The organism is Mammaliicoccus sp. Dog046, assembly GCF_034039665.1.
Classification (GTDB): Bacteria; Bacillota; Bacilli; order Staphylococcales; family Staphylococcaceae; genus Mammaliicoccus.
Map to the genome: position 1 here is coordinate 296,253 of NZ_CP120131.1, position 18,645 is coordinate 314,897.

Genomic DNA, 18,645 nt, shown 5'->3' on the forward strand with positions numbered 1-18,645 from the left:
CTACTCAAATCTTAAAGTATCTCCTATTTTTAAATCAGGTAATTCATGACCACTTATTGCTATTGCTCCTGGAAGTATATCGTTATTATTCAAATAAACAGATATATGACCTAGAGTCATTAAATTATTATGTGCTTCAGAACCAATTTTATCAACTTTAAATTCAATGTCATTGATCTTAAGAATAGACACATTACTTAAATTAAAGTCATCACTGATTTCATTAGTTTCGTGAATATATGATATATCTTTCAACTCTCCTGGAGCGGACGTACCAAACAACACAAATAAATTGTCTTCTTTAAATGCTGGAGCTAAATCGCCAAACTCTTTTATAATTGTTTTATACATATTTTTCTCTCCTTAATATAAGCCGAAACTAGCAAAGTATGCAATTATGACTGCTAGTACGCCTGTTATCATTCTACTATAGAGTACAGCTGGTACACCGACTTCAACCGTTTTTTCTTCAGCTTCACCTAATGATAAACCAACTGGAATAAAATCAGCACCAACTTGACCTGTAATTGCAAATAGTGCAGGAAGGGCAAATTCTGGAGGAACATTTCCAGCTCCAATTTGCGTTCCGATTAATACCCCAATTACTTGTGAAATAACTGCTCCAGGTCCCAAAATAGGGGAGAGTATTGGTATAGTACAAATGATAACTAATATTAAAAGTCCGACTAATGATCCAGCTAATGGAGTCATTAATTTAGCTAACCATTGACCTACACCTGTATAGTTTATTATACCAATTAGCATACTAATAAAAGCCATAAATGGTAATATATTTTTTATTAACATATCGATTGAATCTCTACCAGCTTGATAAAATGTACCTGTTACGTTTCCAATACCTTTAGAAAAACGAATTAAAAATGATGGTTTGCTATCTTTAGTTTGTTCTTTTTGTGAAGTTGTTGTATCATCCGTATCTGCTTCATTGTTATCTTTGATTATACTGGTTTGTTCATCATTATTATTATTTTCTAGTGTAACATCTTCTAATTGAATATTAGATACTTTAACACCAGAAACAAAGTTATCTTCATTTATATGTTTGGCTAATGGTCCACTAGGAGAAGTAGGGAGTAAATCAACAGTTAGTATTCCCTTCATAGGATAAACACCAATTCTAGCTGTACCACCACAATCTATGATAGCTGCTGCTATTCTTGTATCCTTAATTGTATTTTTAAATCCATCAACTGCTTCTGCTCCAGTTAATTCAGCAATTTTTTGTGCAACTGGATGAATACCTCCACCAGTAACCGATAAAATCACATCTTTTTCTTCTGTTGGAGCTATAGTGAAACCTTTGCCCCATCCACCATTACCTTTATTTACTTTAACGCGCTTATACATATTAATTCACCCCTCATTATAAAGCGTTTACATTTTCTTGTATAGATAAGCAGTTATTTTTTCAGTAATAATACCTCGTATTAACATAATGACTATTGCGATTAAAAAATATCTAACTGCTAATTCTGAAGTAGCTAAACCCGCTTTTTGTATACCATTAGCAATACCTAAATAAACGAAAAGTTCACCAGCATTTGCATATGGAAATAGGGCAGTAACAGGATGTAGAAATGTTACTAAGGAATCAAAGAATGCTGGCTTTTTCTTTTCATCAACAAACTTCCCGAATGTATAGGCCATTGGATTTGTTAAAAGTAGCACGGATAACATTGGCATAATTGTATATCTAGTTATCGTATATTTAGAAGTTACTTTGATCGCTTTCGTGACTCTTTCTTCACCAATAAACTTAATCATTGCATACGTAAAAGTTAATAGAACGACAAGTGTTGGTACAATGCTCGTAAATAATTCAGTAAACTGCTTGCCGCCTTCTTCAAATAAGCCAATAAAATGTTTTCCGAACCATTCTATTATGTTCATGACTGTTCACCCCTTAGATACATGTTTATATTTTTATGTATCTTTTTATTTTTCACATTCTCATTTTTTCGGACTTTTAATTTATATAAATAACTTTGGATAGTATAAATACTTACTAAAGATTGTTCGTTCCATACTGAAATAATAATAACTTTAAAAATTTTGAATCGTTTTTCTACAGAAATATTAATTTTATATGCTTTAGAGTATTGAGACTTAATTTCTTTTATCTTTTTATTTATTGATCTGACTTGAATAATCCCTAAAATCAGCTGCAGTACCATAACAAGAATAAGAATGTTTACAACAAGGCTCATTGAAATACTCGATCTTGTTCTTGTCGTAATTTATAAATTACAGATTCTTTATTCAAGTCAGTATTATCAAGAGTTAAAATTTCATCTTTTTTAATATCTTTAGTTGCTTTTGTACCATTTGTAATAACACCAATAGGGAAGGCATTTATGTCTTTCATGTTTTGATGACTTGTAATTTCACCTCTAACAGTGTAACCACCGATACCATCAATTGCTTCGCCATTTTTAATATCGCGTTTTGCTCTAGCTACAGTTTCTGATACAGGTCCAGATATAGGTTTAATTGAATAATCATTATACATAACTGCTTTAGCTATTGTGTGTGGTGTCTCTAAACTTGCAAGATGGTAAGGTCTATACAAGGTGTAATGATGATTATGACTTTCATCAACTTTTAATAAATATCTTAATTCTTCATCTACGATAGCATTGTCGGATCTGACTATGACAAACACACCAGGAGCTAAACCATCTACATATTCAACAACATGTAAATTATTTAATACACCACCATTAGATTTTAAATTTAATTTTTCATGTACATCATCTAAGTTAGCTTGAACTCCGTGCATACCATCGATATCAACGTGATAACCAATAGCATTACTCAATAGATTCATTTCGGCCATTGTTTTTGTTCCATCTTGAAAGGCAGCTAACATTTTTGGATTCATATTTTTAGACTTTGCTTCTTCTAGGCAAGTATCTGGATTTGAATAAGGCTGTAATTTGTTGTTTTTTCCTTTTCCGGCAACAACAACTTCTAATCCCATAGACTTCGCAAACTCGTATAACTCTACAAGTACAGCTGGTTCATCGCCTGCAGAGCCTGTATAAACAAGTCCTTTATCTTCAAATTTTTTCTTCATAATTGATCCTACGGTAATATCAACTTCAACATTTAATAGTACTAAATGCTTACTTGCTTCAAGTGTTAGTTCCATTATTTGTGCGCCGATTTCAGGAACACCAGTAGCATCTACAACCACGTCGATATAATCACCATTAATTACATCTTCAAATTTTGTAGAAGTTTTAATGTCATGATCATGTTTATTGAATTTTTTATAACCTTGAATTGCAAACTCAATATTTGATTCATCAATATCACAAACACCACCGACAACCATTCCTGGAATTTGAGAAATTTGACTAATCAATCCTCTTCCCATTTGACCTGCTCCAATAACCCCAACGCGAATAAAATCTGCTTGTTCTTCTTTGATTAATAAATCTGAATAAAGTGACATATACAATTCCCCTTTCCAAATGTTCTGTTCTAGAACTTATGTAAATAATAATTGAGAAAGCGCTTTCTGTCAATTGTGAATTATTAAAAAATTAAAAAATAAACAAAAGTTTTTGAATTAAATGTGATTATAACGAGTGTTATATTACTCTATGATTTTTAATTTAAAATGAGGTTTGTAGGGAATGAGGAGTGTTTTTTAAGATGAGAAGGAGTCTAAAATGAATTGGAAGAATTAACAATATCATTTGTATATTATCCTTATGGCATGTAAAATTGATGTATAAGTTCAATTTGAAAGGAGTGAGGTCGTCGTGGAATGGTTGATTGGGTTATTGGGTGAAGATGTGTTAATTCAATATGTCGCATTTGGTTTGTATTATTTTGTACCATTGCTGCTGACGCTCTTGTTTGTTTACTTGCAAATGCAAGCAAGTATCAAACTCCATAAGAATTGGATTGTGAGGTCTTCAACTGAGGTAGATGATCAATACATATTTGTATGGATTGTACCTATACTTAGGTGGAGAATACGTTGCTTATCCATGACCGTCGATGAAGAAGACGCGTTGCCAATATATTAATCATATTTATTAATATATTGGAGGAGAAATTTTGAAAAAATTATATACAGTATTAGCATTTTTAGCAATTTCAGTACTTTTAGGAGGGTGTGCACCAAAAGAAGGTGGCATGTTCCATTCAACTTTGGTAGAGCCATTTGTTTATTTAATTAAATTCTTTGCTTCATTCTTTAACGATAGCTACGGTATTGGTATCATCATTGTCACACTTTGTGTACGTTTGATTGTTATGCCGTTTATGTTGAAGTCGTTTAAGGGACAGAAGAAGATGCAATTTAAGATGAAACAATTGAAGCCTGAGATTGATGAGATTAATAAGAAGATGAAGGCTGCTAAAGATGATCAAGAAAAAACGCAATATAGCCAAGAAATGATGGCTTTATATAAAGAGCATGATGTGAATCCATTGAATATGGGTTGTTTACCGATGCTTATTCAAATGCCGATATTGATGGCGTTATATTTTGCGATCTCACACAATGATGCATTTGCGAGTCATAGCTTTGCTTGGTTTAATTTAGGTACACCAGATATTTGGATGGCATTAATTGCAGGGGCTTTATATTTACTACAAGCATATTTATCAACAAAATATATGCCAGATGATGCAAACGGACAAATGAAATACTTCATGTATTTAAGTCCGATTATGATTTTAATTGCGAGTATAAACATGCCGGCAGCATTGCCATTATATTGGAGTGCAAGCGCGATTGTTCTTATTATTCAACAATATATATCTAACAAATACTTTAATTATCATGAAGAAGAATTAAAGCCTGAAGTTAGCCATTAAATATAAAAAAGACGCTCACTATTTGAGCGTCTTTTTTATACTGAACATTGCAAGTGGAGGCTGACAAGCAACATTGAGCCCTCGAATATTGCAAGTGGAGGTCGACAAGCAACATTGGAGCCCTGAACATTGCAAGTGGGGCTCGACAAGCAACATTGAGCGCTTGAACATTGCAAGTGGGGCTCGACAAGCAACATTGGAGCCTTGAACATTGCAAGTGAGGGCTGACAAGCAACATTGGAGCCTTAAACATTGCAAGTGAGGACTGACAAGCAACATTGGAGCCCTGAACATTGCAAGTGAGGGTCGACAAGCAACATTGGAGCCTTGAACATTGCAAGTGAGCACTGACAAGCAACATTGGAGCCATGAACATTGCAAGTGAGGGTCGACAAGCAACATTGATCCCTCGAATATTGCAAGTGGGGTCTGACAAGCAATATCCGGTTGTACAAAGTAAAAGACGCTCACGATTGAGCGTCTTTTTTGTTTATTCATTTGGTTTTATTGATTTTACATTTTTAAATCCACTTTTTTTACTAGCGAGGTGTTCCATGACTTCGTGCCAATCATTACCGGATTCTTCAAATGTTTGTTGTAGTAATTCGTTTTGTGCTTGGTTTAATGTATCCACGAGTTCGCTACCTTCTGGAGTAGGGTATAAATGTTTAACTCTTCTATCATTGTCTGAATCTACATATCTGATTAGACCTTTTTCTTTTAATTTTTTAAGTGATGCATGTGAGGCTTGTTTTGAAATTTCTAATGTATCTAATAAATCTTTCATTGTGATGCCAGGCATTTGATCTATAAAAAATAGAAATCTGTGATGTTGTCTACTCATGCCATGGTTTTTTATGATGTCATCCGCTGTATTTATAAATGTTTTATATGCAAAGTAAAAAAGCATGTGATCGTAATTATTTTTATTATTCATTATGTCGACTCCTTTTCAACTATTATAAAGGATAGAAAAGAAAAATTCATTTATAGGTCAACAAAGTTGACTTAAAATGTGTATAGGCATATACTAATTATTAAAGATATAAGAATACATTTGATATTTAATTGATGTGTTTATTTTTTTAAGGTAATAGGTCAATGTCGTTGACCTAAATATAATTTTTAAATAGAAAAGAGGAATCGGTTATGAAGAAACGTGTTGGGGAATATTTAATGGATGCTTTAAGTAGTGTAGGTGTTAAGAAAGTCTTTGGTGTTCCAGGTGATTTTAATTTAGCATTTTTAGATGATATCGTCAGCCGAGATGATATGGATTGGGTCGGTAATACGAATGAATTAAATGCGAGTTATGCTGCTGATGGATATGCAAGATTGAATGGTATAAGTGCTATGGTGACAACATTTGGCGTAGGAGAATTGAGCGCAGTCAATGGGATTGCAGGTTCTTACGCTGAACGTGTACCAGTTATAGCTATTACCGGTGCACCTACGACAGTAGTAGAAGAAGCGGGAAAATATGTACATCACTCTTTAGGTGAGGGTAAATTTGATAGTTATAGAACAATGTTTAAAGAAATCACTACTGCACAAGGTTATATCACAATAGAGAACGCGCAAATGGAAATTCCAAGATTAATTAATGCAGCGTTAACTGAAAAAAGACCTGTGCATATTCATTTACCAATAGATGTTGCACAAGCAGAAATTGAAGTTGTAGAATCGTTTAAACTATCTGAACCGCCGAAACAAGATGTATCATCATACATCGAAATGATTGAACAAAAATTACAAACTGCACAACAACCAGTCATTATTACAGGCCATGAAATTAATAGTTTCAAATTGCACGCAGAATTAGAAAGATTTGTTAAGCAATCACAAATTCCTGTAGCTCAATTATCGTTAGGTAAAGGTGCGTTTAATGAAGAAAGTCCATATTACATGGGCATTTATGATGGAAGTATCGCAGAAGAAAATATTAAACATTACGTTGATAATAGTGATGCCATACTCAATATAGGTGCTAAACTAACAGACTCAGCAACAGCAGGATATTCTTATGGATTTGATATTGATGATGTAGTCATGATAAATCACCATGATTTTAAATTAAATGATACGGTATCGTCAGAATTCACATTACCTAATTTGATGAATGGATTACTTAATATTCAATATAAAAATGAAAATCATTTCCCAGAAAATATTCGCCCTGAAAAAGAAGCATATAAAATTGATCAACTACCGTTAACACAAGAAACATATTTTAAAATGATGCAAGACTTTATCGGTTTAGACGATATTATTTTAGCTGAACAAGGCACATCATTCTTTGGTGCATACGATTTGAATTTGCATAAAGATAATACGTTCATAGGACAACCATTATGGGGATCAATAGGCTATACATTACCAGCGACTATTGGTACACAAATGTCTGATGAATATAGAAGAAATATTTTGTTGATTGGAGATGGATCATTACAATTAACAGCACAAGATATTTCAACAATGATAAGAGAAGACCTTAAGCCAATCATCTTTGTAATTAATAATGATGGTTATACGGTAGAAAGAAAAATACACGGTGAACACCAACCATATAACGATATACAAATGTGGGATTATAAACTATTACCAGCTGTCTTTGGTGGCAAAGATAAAGTCGCCATTCATGACGTAGAAACATCAGAAGATTTAAATGAAGTATTTATGAAAATCAATAAAGAACCGAATCAAATGCATTTCATAGAAGTGAAAATGGGTATTGCAGACGCACCAGAGAAACTCGACGCAATCGGAAAAGCATTCTCTAAACAAAATAGTTAATGTCAAATCCCCTAAACCATAATATATGGCTTAGGGGATTTTTGTGTAAGGATGGTCAAAAAACTATAAAATTTTAGTTTAACTTTTCTCAAGCATTCACTATAATAATTGTAAATAAATTAGGAGGTACAACTATGACCAATCAAAAATATTTATTTGCAATAAAAAACAGAATTATTCAGAGTAAACTTGATGAAGAAATGAGGAACTATATTAAAGGTCTGGAAGGTGAGATTTTTATTAAATGTATTTTAGATGAATATCCTGATCTTCATTATTTGTATAACTATCAAATCAATCACAAAAATCGTGTTCAAATTGATTTTTTAATTGTGACAGATGATGCTTTGCTTCATTTTGAAATCAAACATTATTCTGGAGATTATACGATAAAAGATGGCCAGCTTATGAATGAATTTGGAAATATGTTTTATACACCTTTTCAGCAATTGCGACGTGCCAATCATGAATTAAACTTCTTAATATCCCACTTTAAAATTAATAAACCAGTACAATCTTATCTTATTTTTACAAACCCCAAATTCACATTAAAAGGTTCGATACCTAGTCAATTTAATATTTTATTACCAACTGAATTACATAAATTTCAATACATGTTCAAAAATCAAAATACACAAGAAAATCTAAGAATCTTGCGACTGTTTCAAAGGGAATATAAAGATTTTTCACATATTTATAAAAATAATAATAGAGTACCAATGTCATGTTTGATACCAGGTTTAAAATGCCCAAAATGTAAGAGTATGAATACAATTGTAAACGAGGATTGTAAGAAAAACCTGACATGCAGGAAGTGTGATTTTAAGGATGTACGACAAAATATATACTTATTCAACTTGTTAGAACTATATATATGTTTGGGAGAATCTTTTACTTTATCAGAAGCACAGGAATGGTGTGATGTTGAGAATAAACATACTATTAGAAGAGTGTGTGAAAAATATTTTAATAGTACGAATAAGAATCCTAAAAAGTATTTCACAATTAGTAAGGGAAAGTAGGAATGAACGCTCGAACATTGCAAGTGAGGCTCGACATGCAACATTGGACGCTCGAACATTGCAAGTGAGGCCCGACAAGCAACATTGGACGCTCGAACATTGCAAGTGAAGCACGCCATGCAACATTGGACGCTCGAACATTGCAAGTGAGTGCCGACAAGCAACATTGGACGCTCGAACATTGCAAGTGAGTGCCGACAAGCAACGTTGAACGCTCGAACATTGCAAGTGAGTGCCGACATGCAACATTGAACGCTCGAACATTGCAAGTGAGTGCCGACATGCAACATTGAACGCTCGAACATTGCAAGTGAGGGCTGACAAGCAACATTGGAGCGTTGAACATTGCAAGTGGGGCCCGACAAGTAACATTGGAGCACCAAACACCACTACCACCAACTCCCGCTTCATCCAACGACAAAAAATAGGACACGTTATTGTGTCCTAAACTTTAATCATCACGGATGAAAAATAACTTTATCATAGTGTTTTTTCTTATTAACGAGATTATCAAATGTTTCTGGACCTGCTTCTAAAGAAAGTCTGTCTGAAATGATCGGTTCTACATTGATTTCTCCAGTAGACATATAATGTAACGTAGCAGCCCATTCTTCTCCTGGGAAAGGTGCAGATAAACCATTCCAAGATCCGATAACGTTGAGCTCGTTTCTTAATATTTTTTCAAAATGTAAACGATGAATTTCGATATCCGCATATGGAATGCCTAACAATAAGACTTCTCCACCTTTAGTAGGTAATGTAAGCACTTCTCCAATTGTAAAAGGTGAACCTGCTGATTCAACAGCGACATCGATGTTATCAGGTATGTCAGAAATGGCTTCTTCTAAATTGTTTTCAATAGAATGAATCGTATAATCAGCGCCTAATTGTGTAGCGACATCTAGTTTATGATGATCAATATCTATAGCGATAATCTTAGCAGCGCCAAATATTTTTGCCCATTGAATAGCGAGGAGTCCTATGCTGCCACATCCCATAATAGCAACGGTCGCACCTGGTTTCATATGTGTACGATAGAACCCGTGGGCAACGACAGCAGATGGTTCAACCATTGCAGCAGTATCTAAATCGACGTTATCAGGGAGTTTCAAAACATTTGTTGCAGGTAGTTTCACATACTCTGCAAAACAACCTGGTACGTATGAGCCTATTACATATAAGTTTTCACATCTAGAGTATTCACCTTTTTCACAATATTGGCAGTGATGACAAACGACAGCAGGGCAACCAGTTACTTTATCGCCGACATTCAAATCAGTTACAGCTTGACCAATTTGTTCAACTACACCTGAAAATTCATGTCCAAAAGTCATTCCTTCTTTATAAGGACCTAACTTCTTATATCGAGACGTATCTGAACCGCATATGCCAGTTGCTTTTACCTTTATAATGACATCATCGGGTGACGCCAATTCTGGATTGGTTGTTTCTTCAAAACGTAAATCTTCTACACCGTACAAGTTTAAGGCTTTCAAATGTGTACAGCCTCCTTTTATTTAAGACTTACTAAGATGTTTGTTCCGAAGTGACTTTTTTCTTCTTGAATAATTTTGATCCAAAATAACTTAAGAATACAGCGCTATTACAAGCTAATAAATTGTCCATATAAAACTGAGTGATTCCTCTCATTGGTCCAAGCATAAAATCCAACATATGTTCTACCATAATTGACATCTCCTTTTTATCTTTGAAAAGATAAGTGTTTTATTCGATAGGGCGGAGTAAGACTTTAATGCCTTCGCCACTTTTAATATGATTGTATCCTTCATCCCATTCTGTAATATCAAGTTCAGCTGTAATGAGTGCTTCAGTATTTACATGACCACTACTGATAAGTTGTAATGATGGCTCCCAATCAGCTGGTTTCTGACTTCTACTGCCAACAACACGAATTTCTTTTTGGACGATTTTTTCCAAATCAAATGATATTTTAGGCTCTTTAAAGATGCCGACTTGAACGTATAATCCTTTTTTTCGTAATAAATCGAGTCCTTGTTGTGCTGCCGGTACTGCGCCTGAACATTCTAATACAACATCTGCACCGTAACCATTTGTAATGTCGTTTACATATGCTTTTAAATCGTTATGTTGAATATTCACAACGTGATCTAAATTAAGTTCTTCAGCTTTGTTAAGTCTAGCGATATCGTTATCTAATCCAGTAATGACGACTTTGCCGCCTTTACTTTTAACGACTTGGGCAACGAGTAAACCGATTGGACCTGGACCCATCACAACAACGATATCATCTTGTTTGATTTCGATTTTTGATACGGCATGATAGGCACATGCGAGTGGTTCAGTCATTGAAGCGGCTTTATATGAAACATTATCAGGTAAGTGGTGGACACTCGCTGCACGAGCAACGAGATATTGCGTGAATCCACCATTTTGTTGAGTACCTAGCCCTTTACGATGATTACATAAATTATAATCCTCAGTTTGACAATATTCGCATTCACCACAAATGTAATAAGTCGTTTCAGAAGTTACGCGATCACCAATCTGGAAGTCTTCAACACCTTCACCAATAGCAACAATCTCACCGGAAAATTCATGACCAAGTGTGACGGGATAGTTGACCTTATAATGCCCTTCGTACGTATGGACATCTGTTCCACAAATGCCTGCATAATGAACTTTTATTTTTACTTCGTTCTTATCTGGTTCAGGAATATCTTTGTCTAATATGTCTAAATGACCGAATCCTGGCTCTGTTTTTACTAAAGCTTTCATGAAAAGTCCTCCCATTTATGTTAATTGAATATACTAAAGAATTTAAAGATAATGTAATTCAAGATGTTACCACCTTGGTCAAGACTTGAAATTTGTGAAGATCCAGAAGGCATTTTCACGTTTGTACCATCAGCCATACTTGTGAAAATTGGTGCCACATCTGTTGCAATATATAATGAAATTGCGATCATGATTGTACCGACAATAACAGAATGAATGATATTACCACGTGCAGCTCCTACGATGAAAGCAACGATAAACGGTATAGTCGCTAAATCTCCAAAAGGTAAAACTTGGTTACCTGGTAAAATAACTGCAAGTAACACAGTGATAGGTACAAGAATTAATGCTGTAGAAATAACAGCAGGGTGACCTAATGCAACTGCAGCATCTAAGCCGATGTATATTTCACGTTCACCAAATCGTTTGTTTAACCAAGTACGTGCTGATTCAGAAACAGGCATTAAACCTTCCATAAGAATCTTAACCATACGTGGCATTAATACCATTACAGCAGCCATAGACATACCTAAGTTGATGACATCGCCTGCATTGTATCCTGCTAATAAACCAATTGCTAAACCAAGTACGAGACCTACAAATATAGATTCACCAAAAGCACCGAATCGTTTTTGAATTGTATCTGGATCTGCATTTAATTTGTTAACGCCAGGTATTTTTTGAAGTCCTTTGACTAAGAAGATACCAGGAACATATGAAATCGTACTACCAGTTGCAATAGATACCCCTGGTAAATCATAGAATTTACTCATCATTGGTGCTGTCCAGTCAGCTACTTTCAAGCAGACAATTTGGAATAGGGCAGCAGCAACAAGAGATTGCCAGATGCTATCTGAAATGGCATAGACCATAGCGCCACAGAATGTATAGTGCCAGAAATTCCAAATATCTACGTTCATTGTTCTCGTTGTCTTAGTTAATAACATGATCACATTGATCACGATACCTAATGGAATAATAAATGCAGCAATGACAGAAGCCCATGCAATTGAAGAAGTTGCTGGCCAACCAACATCAATGACATTTAAACTGACGCCTAAATTTTTGACCATTGCTTGTGCAGCGGGTCCTAAATTGTTAACAAGTAAATCAATAACTAAGAAAATACCTACAAATGCTACCCCGATAGTTAATCCCGATCGAAAAGCTGCGCCGACCTTTTGTCTAAAGAATAATCCTAATAAGAAAATAACAATAGGTAAGATGACCGTTGCACCTAAATCAAGAAAAGCTTGTATAAAATTAACGAAACCATTCATGCTTTACACCATCCCTTTTTTTAAAAGCATGTGGCTGAAATATCAAATTAGAATTTCAACCACACGTTTGTAATTTTGTATTGAATTTAACTTTGTAATGCGTCTAATATTTCTTTCTTCGTATCTTCAACACCGATACCAGTTAAGAAGTTACGAGCATTGATCACAGGGAAGTCATATTCTTTTTGTGTCATCGCTGTTGTCACTAATAAGTCTGCTGTTGATGCATAGGCACTGACTTCAGTGATTTTGATTTGTTTTAAATCTACTTTGATATTGTGTTCTTTAGCCATTTCTTCTATTGCATTGTTTACCACTGTTGATGTTGCGATTCCTGCTCCACACGCTACTAGTACTTGTTTCATAATAATTTCCTCCTTGTTTGAGCCGATGTAAGCATCGTACTCTTCCATATATATTTTTTATTTTGATTCATTAAGTGCTTGATCAATTGCATCTACAATTGACTGTTTATTTTTCGTGTTAGCAATAAATGATAATAGTTCATCATTTTGGAAGATGCCCATTAATTTTTGTAAGAGTGAAAGTTGCGCATCCTCTTTATCCATTGCTAGCATAAAAATCAATTTAACATCTGTTGTTTCTTCTAATTCGCCCATTATGACAAAAGGGACTGTTTCTTTAAGGACCGCTACACCAATCGCTTTCGATAAGACATGTTCGGTATCTGTATGTGGGATGGCGACTGAACAATATACAGTCGGTAACCCTGTAGCAAATGTACCTTCTCTTTCTATAACAGCATCTTTGTAGGATGCCTTAACATATCCATTGTGCTGCATGAGTTCAGATAACTGACCCAATGCTTCGACGTTTGTTGTTGCCTCTAAATCGAGTATGACGTTAGAGATGTCGATCTTTAAATCTTGCATAATATACAACCCCTTTAAATTAATCTATTTTTGAAAATTGCTTAATCACTTCAAAGACTTCTGAAATTGTATTTGAATTTACAATATTCGCGATTGCTTGTGTATCTTGTGCCATATCTCTTAATTGCAGCAATGGTCGTAAATGTTTGAATTTATCAGTTGCTGCAATGACGACGAAGATATGCACGTCGAAACCTGTACTTAATTTAAGAGGTTCTTCTAGAATCAACATACTCATGGCAGTTCGATGTACATGTTGTTCACCATCAGCATGAGGTATCGCAATATTCTGATTAATTATCATATACGTATCGTCAAATACATCATTCATACCATCTATATATTGCGCATCAATATAGTTCATATTGAGAAGCGGTTCAGCAGTTAATCGAATGGCGTCTTGAATATGATCGACACTTTTGACGAATTGAATATGGTTTGTTGGTAATAAATCTTGTAAATTCAAATGACTGTTCAATGATAATGTGGAAGCTTTTACGGATGAATAAGCAAATGTATCTTCAAATTGTTCTTTCACTTTTTTGAACAGTTCGGATTCATCATGTATGGTTGCATAATCTCTAACGATGGATAATACTTTCTCAACTTGTATGTCCGTTTCAAGCGTGTGATTCAGTTGTCCAAATACATGTTGCCGTAATTCATGTTTCTCTTGAGCGGTTAATATCGTCTTCGTTATGTACAAACGTTTATTTGTCATAACATGCATTGGTGAAAAGACAATATCGAAATCTAATTCATAATGATTAAAGTCTCTTAATGACAATGCATCTAAAAATATAAGTTCAGGAAAAACACTTCTTAATTCTTGTAACATCAGTTGAGAAATGGATGTACCTTGTGTACAAACGACAACGGCTTTTACTTTTTGGTCGATATCTTCATTCTGCCTACGTAAACTACCCCCAATTAATATTGTTAAGTAAGCGATTTCATTATCGGGTAAAGATTGTCCGAAAAATTCTTCTAACGGTCGTGATGATAATTTCACGAGATGAAATAACTCTTTGTAATCCTCTTTAAGTGAATTCTCTAAGCCATCGACGTCTGATAATTGGTAGCGAATGCGATAGAAAGCAGCTTCCATATGTAGCATCAGCTGATTAATTAAAGATGCTTTATCTGCAAATGTGATGACTGTGATCTTTTCGAATTGGGTAATCATCGCTTCAAGTGCTTGTTTTAATTCTGGAATATGTTGAATGTCACTTAATTCTGACCACTGAACACTTGTAGATAATAACTGCAATGTGATAAACAATTTCTCTTGTCTAGGAATATTAGGGTATAGAGAAGTTAAAATCTCTGTAGCTTGATATTCTTTTGTGTCTGATAAGTCATCATAACCAATAGAGAAAGATGAAACTGTTTTATCATATTTAATCCTTCGCAAAATCAAATAAAGTTTGAAAGGTAAAGTCCGTGTACTTTGGTCAATAAATTTTCTATCTAAATATTGTTCGATTTTAGTGATTTGGTTATTAATGATGTCTATTTTTGACTCATCAATCTTTAATCCATGTACTATTTCATTTTGTGAGATGTGCATTGTAAAGACTTTATCAATTAATCTTGTAAGTAACCTTCGAATCTCAAATTCATTACCTGCCAAAAAATAGCCTTTCGTTCTGCTATATTGAAGATTTGCATCATAAGGTTCGAGTAACTCTTTTAATTTTTTGATATCAGTAAGAACTGTATTTTTACTAACTTGTAAATCGATAGAGAAGTGATTTAAAGATAAACCTTCCTCTTCACTAAACAACATCAATAAAATGAGGTGTGCACGTTGATAGGCAGTATATACTTGCTCATTTTGTTGAGTGGGGGATTCATTTGAAATATTGAGAAAATCTTTAATGGAGTCATCAACAATAAAATAACCTTGGCTTGTACGTTCAATCTCCGGAAAATCTTGCTCTTTAAACCAGTCATTTAATTTTTGGATTCTGTATCCAAGTTGTCGGCGAGACATGTTGAACATGATTTCTAAATCTTTGCCTTTAACCTTTGGATTTTTAATCATTTCGGAAATGATATTAAAGTTTTCTGTTTGGATTTTAAATCCCTCCTTCGTTGTTAATCTAAACTTAACACAGCACATCAAAGAGTTGTACAAACTTTAATCACAATTGTTATGTGTTAGTATGTACACCTTTGTGATTATAGGGTGGGGATGTTGAAATGAAAGGATTTTGAGGAAGGTAGTATGTGTATTGGGGGAGATGGTCGAAGTCGTAGATTAACTCCTGAATTAAGCGACGATATGAGTGAAGTCGTAGATTAACTTCTGAATTAAGCGACAAGATAGGTAAAGTCGTAGATTAACTCCTAAATTAAGCGACGAGTTGGTCGAAGTCGTAGATTAACTCCTGAATTAAGCGACGAGTTGGTTAAAGTCGTAGATTAACTTTGTAATTAAGCGACGAGATGACCCAAGTCGTAGATTAACTTTGTAATTAAGCGACGATATGGTTAAAGTTGTAAATTAACTTATGAATTAAGCGACGAGATGGGTAAAGTCGTAGATTAACTCCTGAATTAAGCGACGAGATAGATGAAGTCGTAGATTAACTCCTGAATTAAGCGACGATATGGTTAAAGTTGTAGATTAACTCCTGAATTAAGCGACGAGTTGGTGAAAGTCGTAGATTAACTTATGAATTAAGCGACAAGATAGGTGAAGTCGTAGATTAACTTATGAATTAAGCGACGAGAAGGTCGAAGTCGTGAGTTAATTCCAAAGTTAATCCAAGGGAAGGTTAAAGTCGTGAGTTAATTCCGAAGTTAATCCAAGAGAAGGTTACAGTCGTGAGTTAACGCCGAAGTTAATCCAAGAAAAGGTCGAAGTCGTGAGTTAATTCCAAAGTTAATCCAAGAGAAAGCCCAAGTCGTGAGTTAATTCCGAAGTTAATCCAAGAGAAAGCCCAAGTCGTGAGTTAACGCCAAAGTTAATCCAAGAGAAGGTCGAAGTTGTGAGTTAACTCCGGAATTAATCCAAGAGATACCCATTTTCATCTATATCAAATATATCTTCTACACAAAAAAGCAGGAACACATTGAATGTGTTCCTGCTCAGCTTTATATTATAGTTGATCTTGTGCTTCTTGAGGTAATTCGTCTTTCATATTTGAATTAATTCTTTTGGCTTTTTTAAAGTATATGCCTTCGAAGTAGCTTGTTGTTCCTAATTTATAGAAGATAAGTGCAACAATGATAATGACAATGAAATCATATGGATAATGAATCCAGTTTAAACCATTAAATTCTTTACTTCCGATAAATGATAGGAATGACAGGATAATTAAATAAGTCACTATCCATAAGCTTCCACCGATTTGTTTTTTAGTGTTTTTCCAGTTTGTTTTATATTCATAGAAGAAGTAAATTGGTAGTCCTAATATGATAATAAATATAACTTGTGCAGTTGTTGGCCACATTGCCCAATAGATAGCGAGTGACGCCATCACAAATGAAAATGGTGCTATGAAACCTAACATTTTTGCACGGAATGGTCTGTGCATTTTAGGCGCCATTTTTCTTAATGATATTACAGTTGTTGGACCTGTTAAGTATGCAACAAGTGTCGCTGTAGAAATAACACTCGCTAATACTGCCCAATCACGGAATAACGATACCATGATCATACTGACAATAGCGTTGAACACGATAGCTACACGTGGAATATTGTATTTCTCATTCATTGAACCTAAGAATTTAGGTATATGACCATTTTTCTCCATTGCACGTAACACACGACCTGTGATTGCTACGAATGATACACCTGTACCAAATGGTGAAACAACAGCTTCTAAGTATAATAGAATTGCTAACCAGTTTAATCCTAGTATAATTGCTAAGTTTGCAAAAGGTGAGTCGAAGTTAATACCGCTCCATCCACCATTACTTGAAAGCATATCTGCTGGCATTGATGTGATGAATGTACTTTGTAAAACGATATATAATGCTGCACTTAGTGATAGTGAGATTAAGATACCGCGATAAATATTTTTTTCAGGCTTTTCTATTTCTGATCCCATGTTGATAATTGTTTGGAATGCGTTAAATGAGAAAATGATACCTGACGCAGTTGTAGCTGCAAATATTGGTGCACTTCCGTATGGCATAAATTCACCCATAGAAGAACCATAATTACCTGTATCAAATCCTGAAATGATAAGCATGATAATTGTTATAATAGGTACGCCCAATTTGAAGAAGGAAATTAAACTTGTGAATGATGTTAAAAGTTTAACCGACCAATAATTTAAAAGTGAGAATATGATAATAATGATAAACACAGCAAATAATCCGAGATTGCTGATTGAACCATTATGCATCAGTTGACTTGTAGGTTTAGCCCAATCCCATGGCCAAGAGCTGATATATTGTACAGCTGATACCGCTTCGATTGGAATAATCGTTACAAGTGATACCCAGTTTGCCCAAGCTGCGATGAACCCAAGTAGGGAACCGTGCGTATACTGCGCATAGTTACTCATGCCACCTGATTGAGGGAACATTGTACCTATTTCTATATAGTTATAAGCAATAGATCCGATAACGATAAATCCGATGATCCAGGAAATAATTGCTGCAGGACCAGCGATAGATGACGCTTCCCAAGCTCCGAATAACCACCCAGAACCGATTAACGAACCAAGCCCTAACAATACAAGTTGTGTAAGATTGATTTTTTTATTTTGGTTATGACTACTCATGAAATCTCCCATTCGTATTTTTTTAGTATTGCAAATAAAGTTTTTTTAAAAGTTAATGCACGGGTAATAATTATACGCTTATGTGTTTATTAGTCAAATAATCATAGGGAAAAATCACTATTTTACTTTGGTTATAGAAATGAATAAAATCGCATTATAGGGCGTGACTAAGAGGAACGCAATTGTGCATTTTATCACAAAGATAATATATTATAAATTTTTTAATTTCTTATTGTAAGCGTTTCCTAATTATGCTATATTCTATTTATTAATCAACTCATCATATGACCGTATGAATATA

The 18,645-nt window shown here is 34.4% G+C and carries 17 protein-coding genes; 4 read left to right on the forward strand and 13 right to left on the reverse strand.

Features of this window, described 5'->3' with window-relative positions; all coding sequences use genetic code 11:
• The 4 genes from P3U32_RS01385 to P3U32_RS01400 form a co-directional block, all read right to left on the reverse strand.
• On the reverse strand, window positions 1-351 hold the full coding sequence (locus P3U32_RS01385) for a PTS glucitol/sorbitol transporter subunit IIA (RefSeq protein WP_323703818.1): 351 nt from the start codon (window positions 349-351) through the stop codon (window positions 1-3).
• 12 nt (window positions 352-363) lie between these two features.
• Complete coding sequence (locus P3U32_RS01390; RefSeq protein WP_323703819.1) at window positions 364-1,368, reverse strand: PTS glucitol/sorbitol transporter subunit IIB; 1,005 nt, start codon at window positions 1,366-1,368, stop codon at window positions 364-366.
• Window positions 1,369-1,395: 27 nt separating this feature from the next.
• Window positions 1,396-1,911, reverse strand: coding sequence for a PTS glucitol/sorbitol transporter subunit IIC (locus P3U32_RS01395; RefSeq protein ID WP_323703820.1), 516 nt, complete (start codon window positions 1,909-1,911; stop codon window positions 1,396-1,398).
• Between the two features lie 313 nt (window positions 1,912-2,224).
• Window positions 2,225-3,478: an NAD(P)H-dependent oxidoreductase gene (locus P3U32_RS01400; protein WP_323703821.1), complete on the reverse strand. Its 1,254-nt coding sequence runs from the start codon at window positions 3,476-3,478 to the stop codon at window positions 2,225-2,227.
• Window positions 3,479-3,791: 313 nt separating this feature from the next.
• Here P3U32_RS01400 and P3U32_RS01405 point away from each other — a divergent pair, with 313 nt between their 5' ends.
• Entirely contained in the window at window positions 3,792-4,061 is a 270-nt protein-coding gene (locus tag P3U32_RS01405) for a hypothetical protein (protein WP_323703822.1), read from the forward strand.
• A gap of 31 nt (window positions 4,062-4,092) precedes the next feature.
• A complete protein-coding gene (gene yidC / locus P3U32_RS01410) occupies window positions 4,093-4,857 on the forward strand; it encodes a membrane protein insertase YidC (RefSeq protein ID WP_323703823.1) in 765 nt (254 codons plus the stop codon).
• A gap of 490 nt (window positions 4,858-5,347) precedes the next feature.
• Here yidC and P3U32_RS01415 read toward each other — a convergent pair whose 3' ends face one another.
• Window positions 5,348-5,797, reverse strand: a complete 450-nt coding sequence (locus P3U32_RS01415) for a MarR family winged helix-turn-helix transcriptional regulator (RefSeq protein ID WP_323704824.1) — start codon at window positions 5,795-5,797, stop codon at window positions 5,348-5,350.
• Between the two features lie 209 nt (window positions 5,798-6,006).
• Here P3U32_RS01415 and P3U32_RS01420 point away from each other — a divergent pair, with 209 nt between their 5' ends.
• Window positions 6,007-7,650 (forward strand): alpha-keto acid decarboxylase family protein, encoded by a 1,644-nt coding sequence (locus tag P3U32_RS01420; protein WP_323703824.1) that lies wholly within the window; start codon window positions 6,007-6,009, stop codon window positions 7,648-7,650.
• 134 nt (window positions 7,651-7,784) lie between these two features.
• On the forward strand, window positions 7,785-8,672 hold the full coding sequence (locus tag P3U32_RS01425; RefSeq protein ID WP_323703825.1) for a nuclease-related domain-containing protein: 888 nt from the start codon (window positions 7,785-7,787) through the stop codon (window positions 8,670-8,672).
• A gap of 458 nt (window positions 8,673-9,130) precedes the next feature.
• On the opposite strand, the gene P3U32_RS01430 is transcribed toward P3U32_RS01425, so the two are convergent.
• The 8 genes from P3U32_RS01430 to P3U32_RS01465 form a co-directional block, all read right to left on the reverse strand.
• Window positions 9,131-10,168, reverse strand: coding sequence for a galactitol-1-phosphate 5-dehydrogenase (locus P3U32_RS01430; protein WP_323703826.1), 1,038 nt, complete (start codon window positions 10,166-10,168; stop codon window positions 9,131-9,133).
• A 31-nt stretch (window positions 10,169-10,199) separates the two neighbouring features.
• A complete protein-coding gene (locus P3U32_RS01435; RefSeq protein WP_323703827.1) occupies window positions 10,200-10,358 on the reverse strand; it encodes a hypothetical protein in 159 nt (52 codons plus the stop codon).
• A gap of 39 nt (window positions 10,359-10,397) precedes the next feature.
• Window positions 10,398-11,429 carry a zinc-binding dehydrogenase gene (locus tag P3U32_RS01440; protein WP_323703828.1) on the reverse strand — a complete coding sequence of 344 codons (1,032 nt, stop codon included), beginning with the start codon at window positions 11,427-11,429 and terminating at the stop codon, window positions 10,398-10,400.
• 20 nt (window positions 11,430-11,449) lie between these two features.
• Entirely contained in the window at window positions 11,450-12,709 is a 1,260-nt protein-coding gene (locus P3U32_RS01445) for a PTS galactitol transporter subunit IIC (RefSeq protein ID WP_323703829.1), read from the reverse strand.
• 86 nt (window positions 12,710-12,795) lie between these two features.
• Complete coding sequence (locus P3U32_RS01450) at window positions 12,796-13,074, reverse strand: PTS sugar transporter subunit IIB (protein ID WP_323703830.1); 279 nt, start codon at window positions 13,072-13,074, stop codon at window positions 12,796-12,798.
• Between the two features lie 57 nt (window positions 13,075-13,131).
• Window positions 13,132-13,602 carry a PTS sugar transporter subunit IIA gene (locus P3U32_RS01455; protein ID WP_323703831.1) on the reverse strand — a complete coding sequence of 157 codons (471 nt, stop codon included), beginning with the start codon at window positions 13,600-13,602 and terminating at the stop codon, window positions 13,132-13,134.
• A gap of 19 nt (window positions 13,603-13,621) precedes the next feature.
• A complete protein-coding gene (locus P3U32_RS01460; RefSeq protein WP_323703832.1) occupies window positions 13,622-15,727 on the reverse strand; it encodes a BglG family transcription antiterminator in 2,106 nt (701 codons plus the stop codon).
• A 982-nt stretch (window positions 15,728-16,709) separates the two neighbouring features.
• On the reverse strand, window positions 16,710-18,344 hold the full coding sequence (locus tag P3U32_RS01465) for an APC family permease (RefSeq protein ID WP_323703833.1): 1,635 nt from the start codon (window positions 18,342-18,344) through the stop codon (window positions 16,710-16,712).
• Window positions 18,345-18,645: the final 301 nt, after the last annotated feature.

What these genes read in the sequence shown, in the direction of transcription:
- P3U32_RS01385 (WP_323703818.1), bottom strand. Translation starts at nt 351, where the DNA reads ATGTATAAAACAATTATAAAAGAGTTTGGCGATTTAGCTCCAGCATTT.
- P3U32_RS01390 (WP_323703819.1), bottom strand. Translation starts at nt 1,368, where the DNA reads ATGTATAAGCGCGTTAAAGTAAATAAAGGTAATGGTGGATGGGGCAAA.
- P3U32_RS01395 (WP_323703820.1), bottom strand. Translation starts at nt 1,911, where the DNA reads ATGAACATAATAGAATGGTTCGGAAAACATTTTATTGGCTTATTTGAA.
- P3U32_RS01400 (WP_323703821.1), bottom strand. Translation starts at nt 3,478, where the DNA reads ATGTCACTTTATTCAGATTTATTAATCAAAGAAGAACAAGCAGATTTT.
- P3U32_RS01420 (WP_323703824.1), top strand. Translation starts at nt 6,007, where the DNA reads ATGAAGAAACGTGTTGGGGAATATTTAATGGATGCTTTAAGTAGTGTA.
- P3U32_RS01425 (WP_323703825.1), top strand. Translation starts at nt 7,785, where the DNA reads ATGACCAATCAAAAATATTTATTTGCAATAAAAAACAGAATTATTCAG.
- P3U32_RS01435 (WP_323703827.1), bottom strand. Translation starts at nt 10,358, where the DNA reads ATGGTAGAACATATGTTGGATTTTATGCTTGGACCAATGAGAGGAATC.
- P3U32_RS01440 (WP_323703828.1), bottom strand. Translation starts at nt 11,429, where the DNA reads ATGAAAGCTTTAGTAAAAACAGAGCCAGGATTCGGTCATTTAGACATA.
- P3U32_RS01445 (WP_323703829.1), bottom strand. Translation starts at nt 12,709, where the DNA reads ATGAATGGTTTCGTTAATTTTATACAAGCTTTTCTTGATTTAGGTGCA.
- P3U32_RS01450 (WP_323703830.1), bottom strand. Translation starts at nt 13,074, where the DNA reads ATGAAACAAGTACTAGTAGCGTGTGGAGCAGGAATCGCAACATCAACA.
- P3U32_RS01455 (WP_323703831.1), bottom strand. Translation starts at nt 13,602, where the DNA reads ATGCAAGATTTAAAGATCGACATCTCTAACGTCATACTCGATTTAGAG.
- P3U32_RS01460 (WP_323703832.1), bottom strand. Translation starts at nt 15,727, where the DNA reads ATGTGCTGTGTTAAGTTTAGATTAACAACGAAGGAGGGATTTAAAATC.
- P3U32_RS01465 (WP_323703833.1), bottom strand. Translation starts at nt 18,344, where the DNA reads ATGAGTAGTCATAACCAAAATAAAAAAATCAATCTTACACAACTTGTA.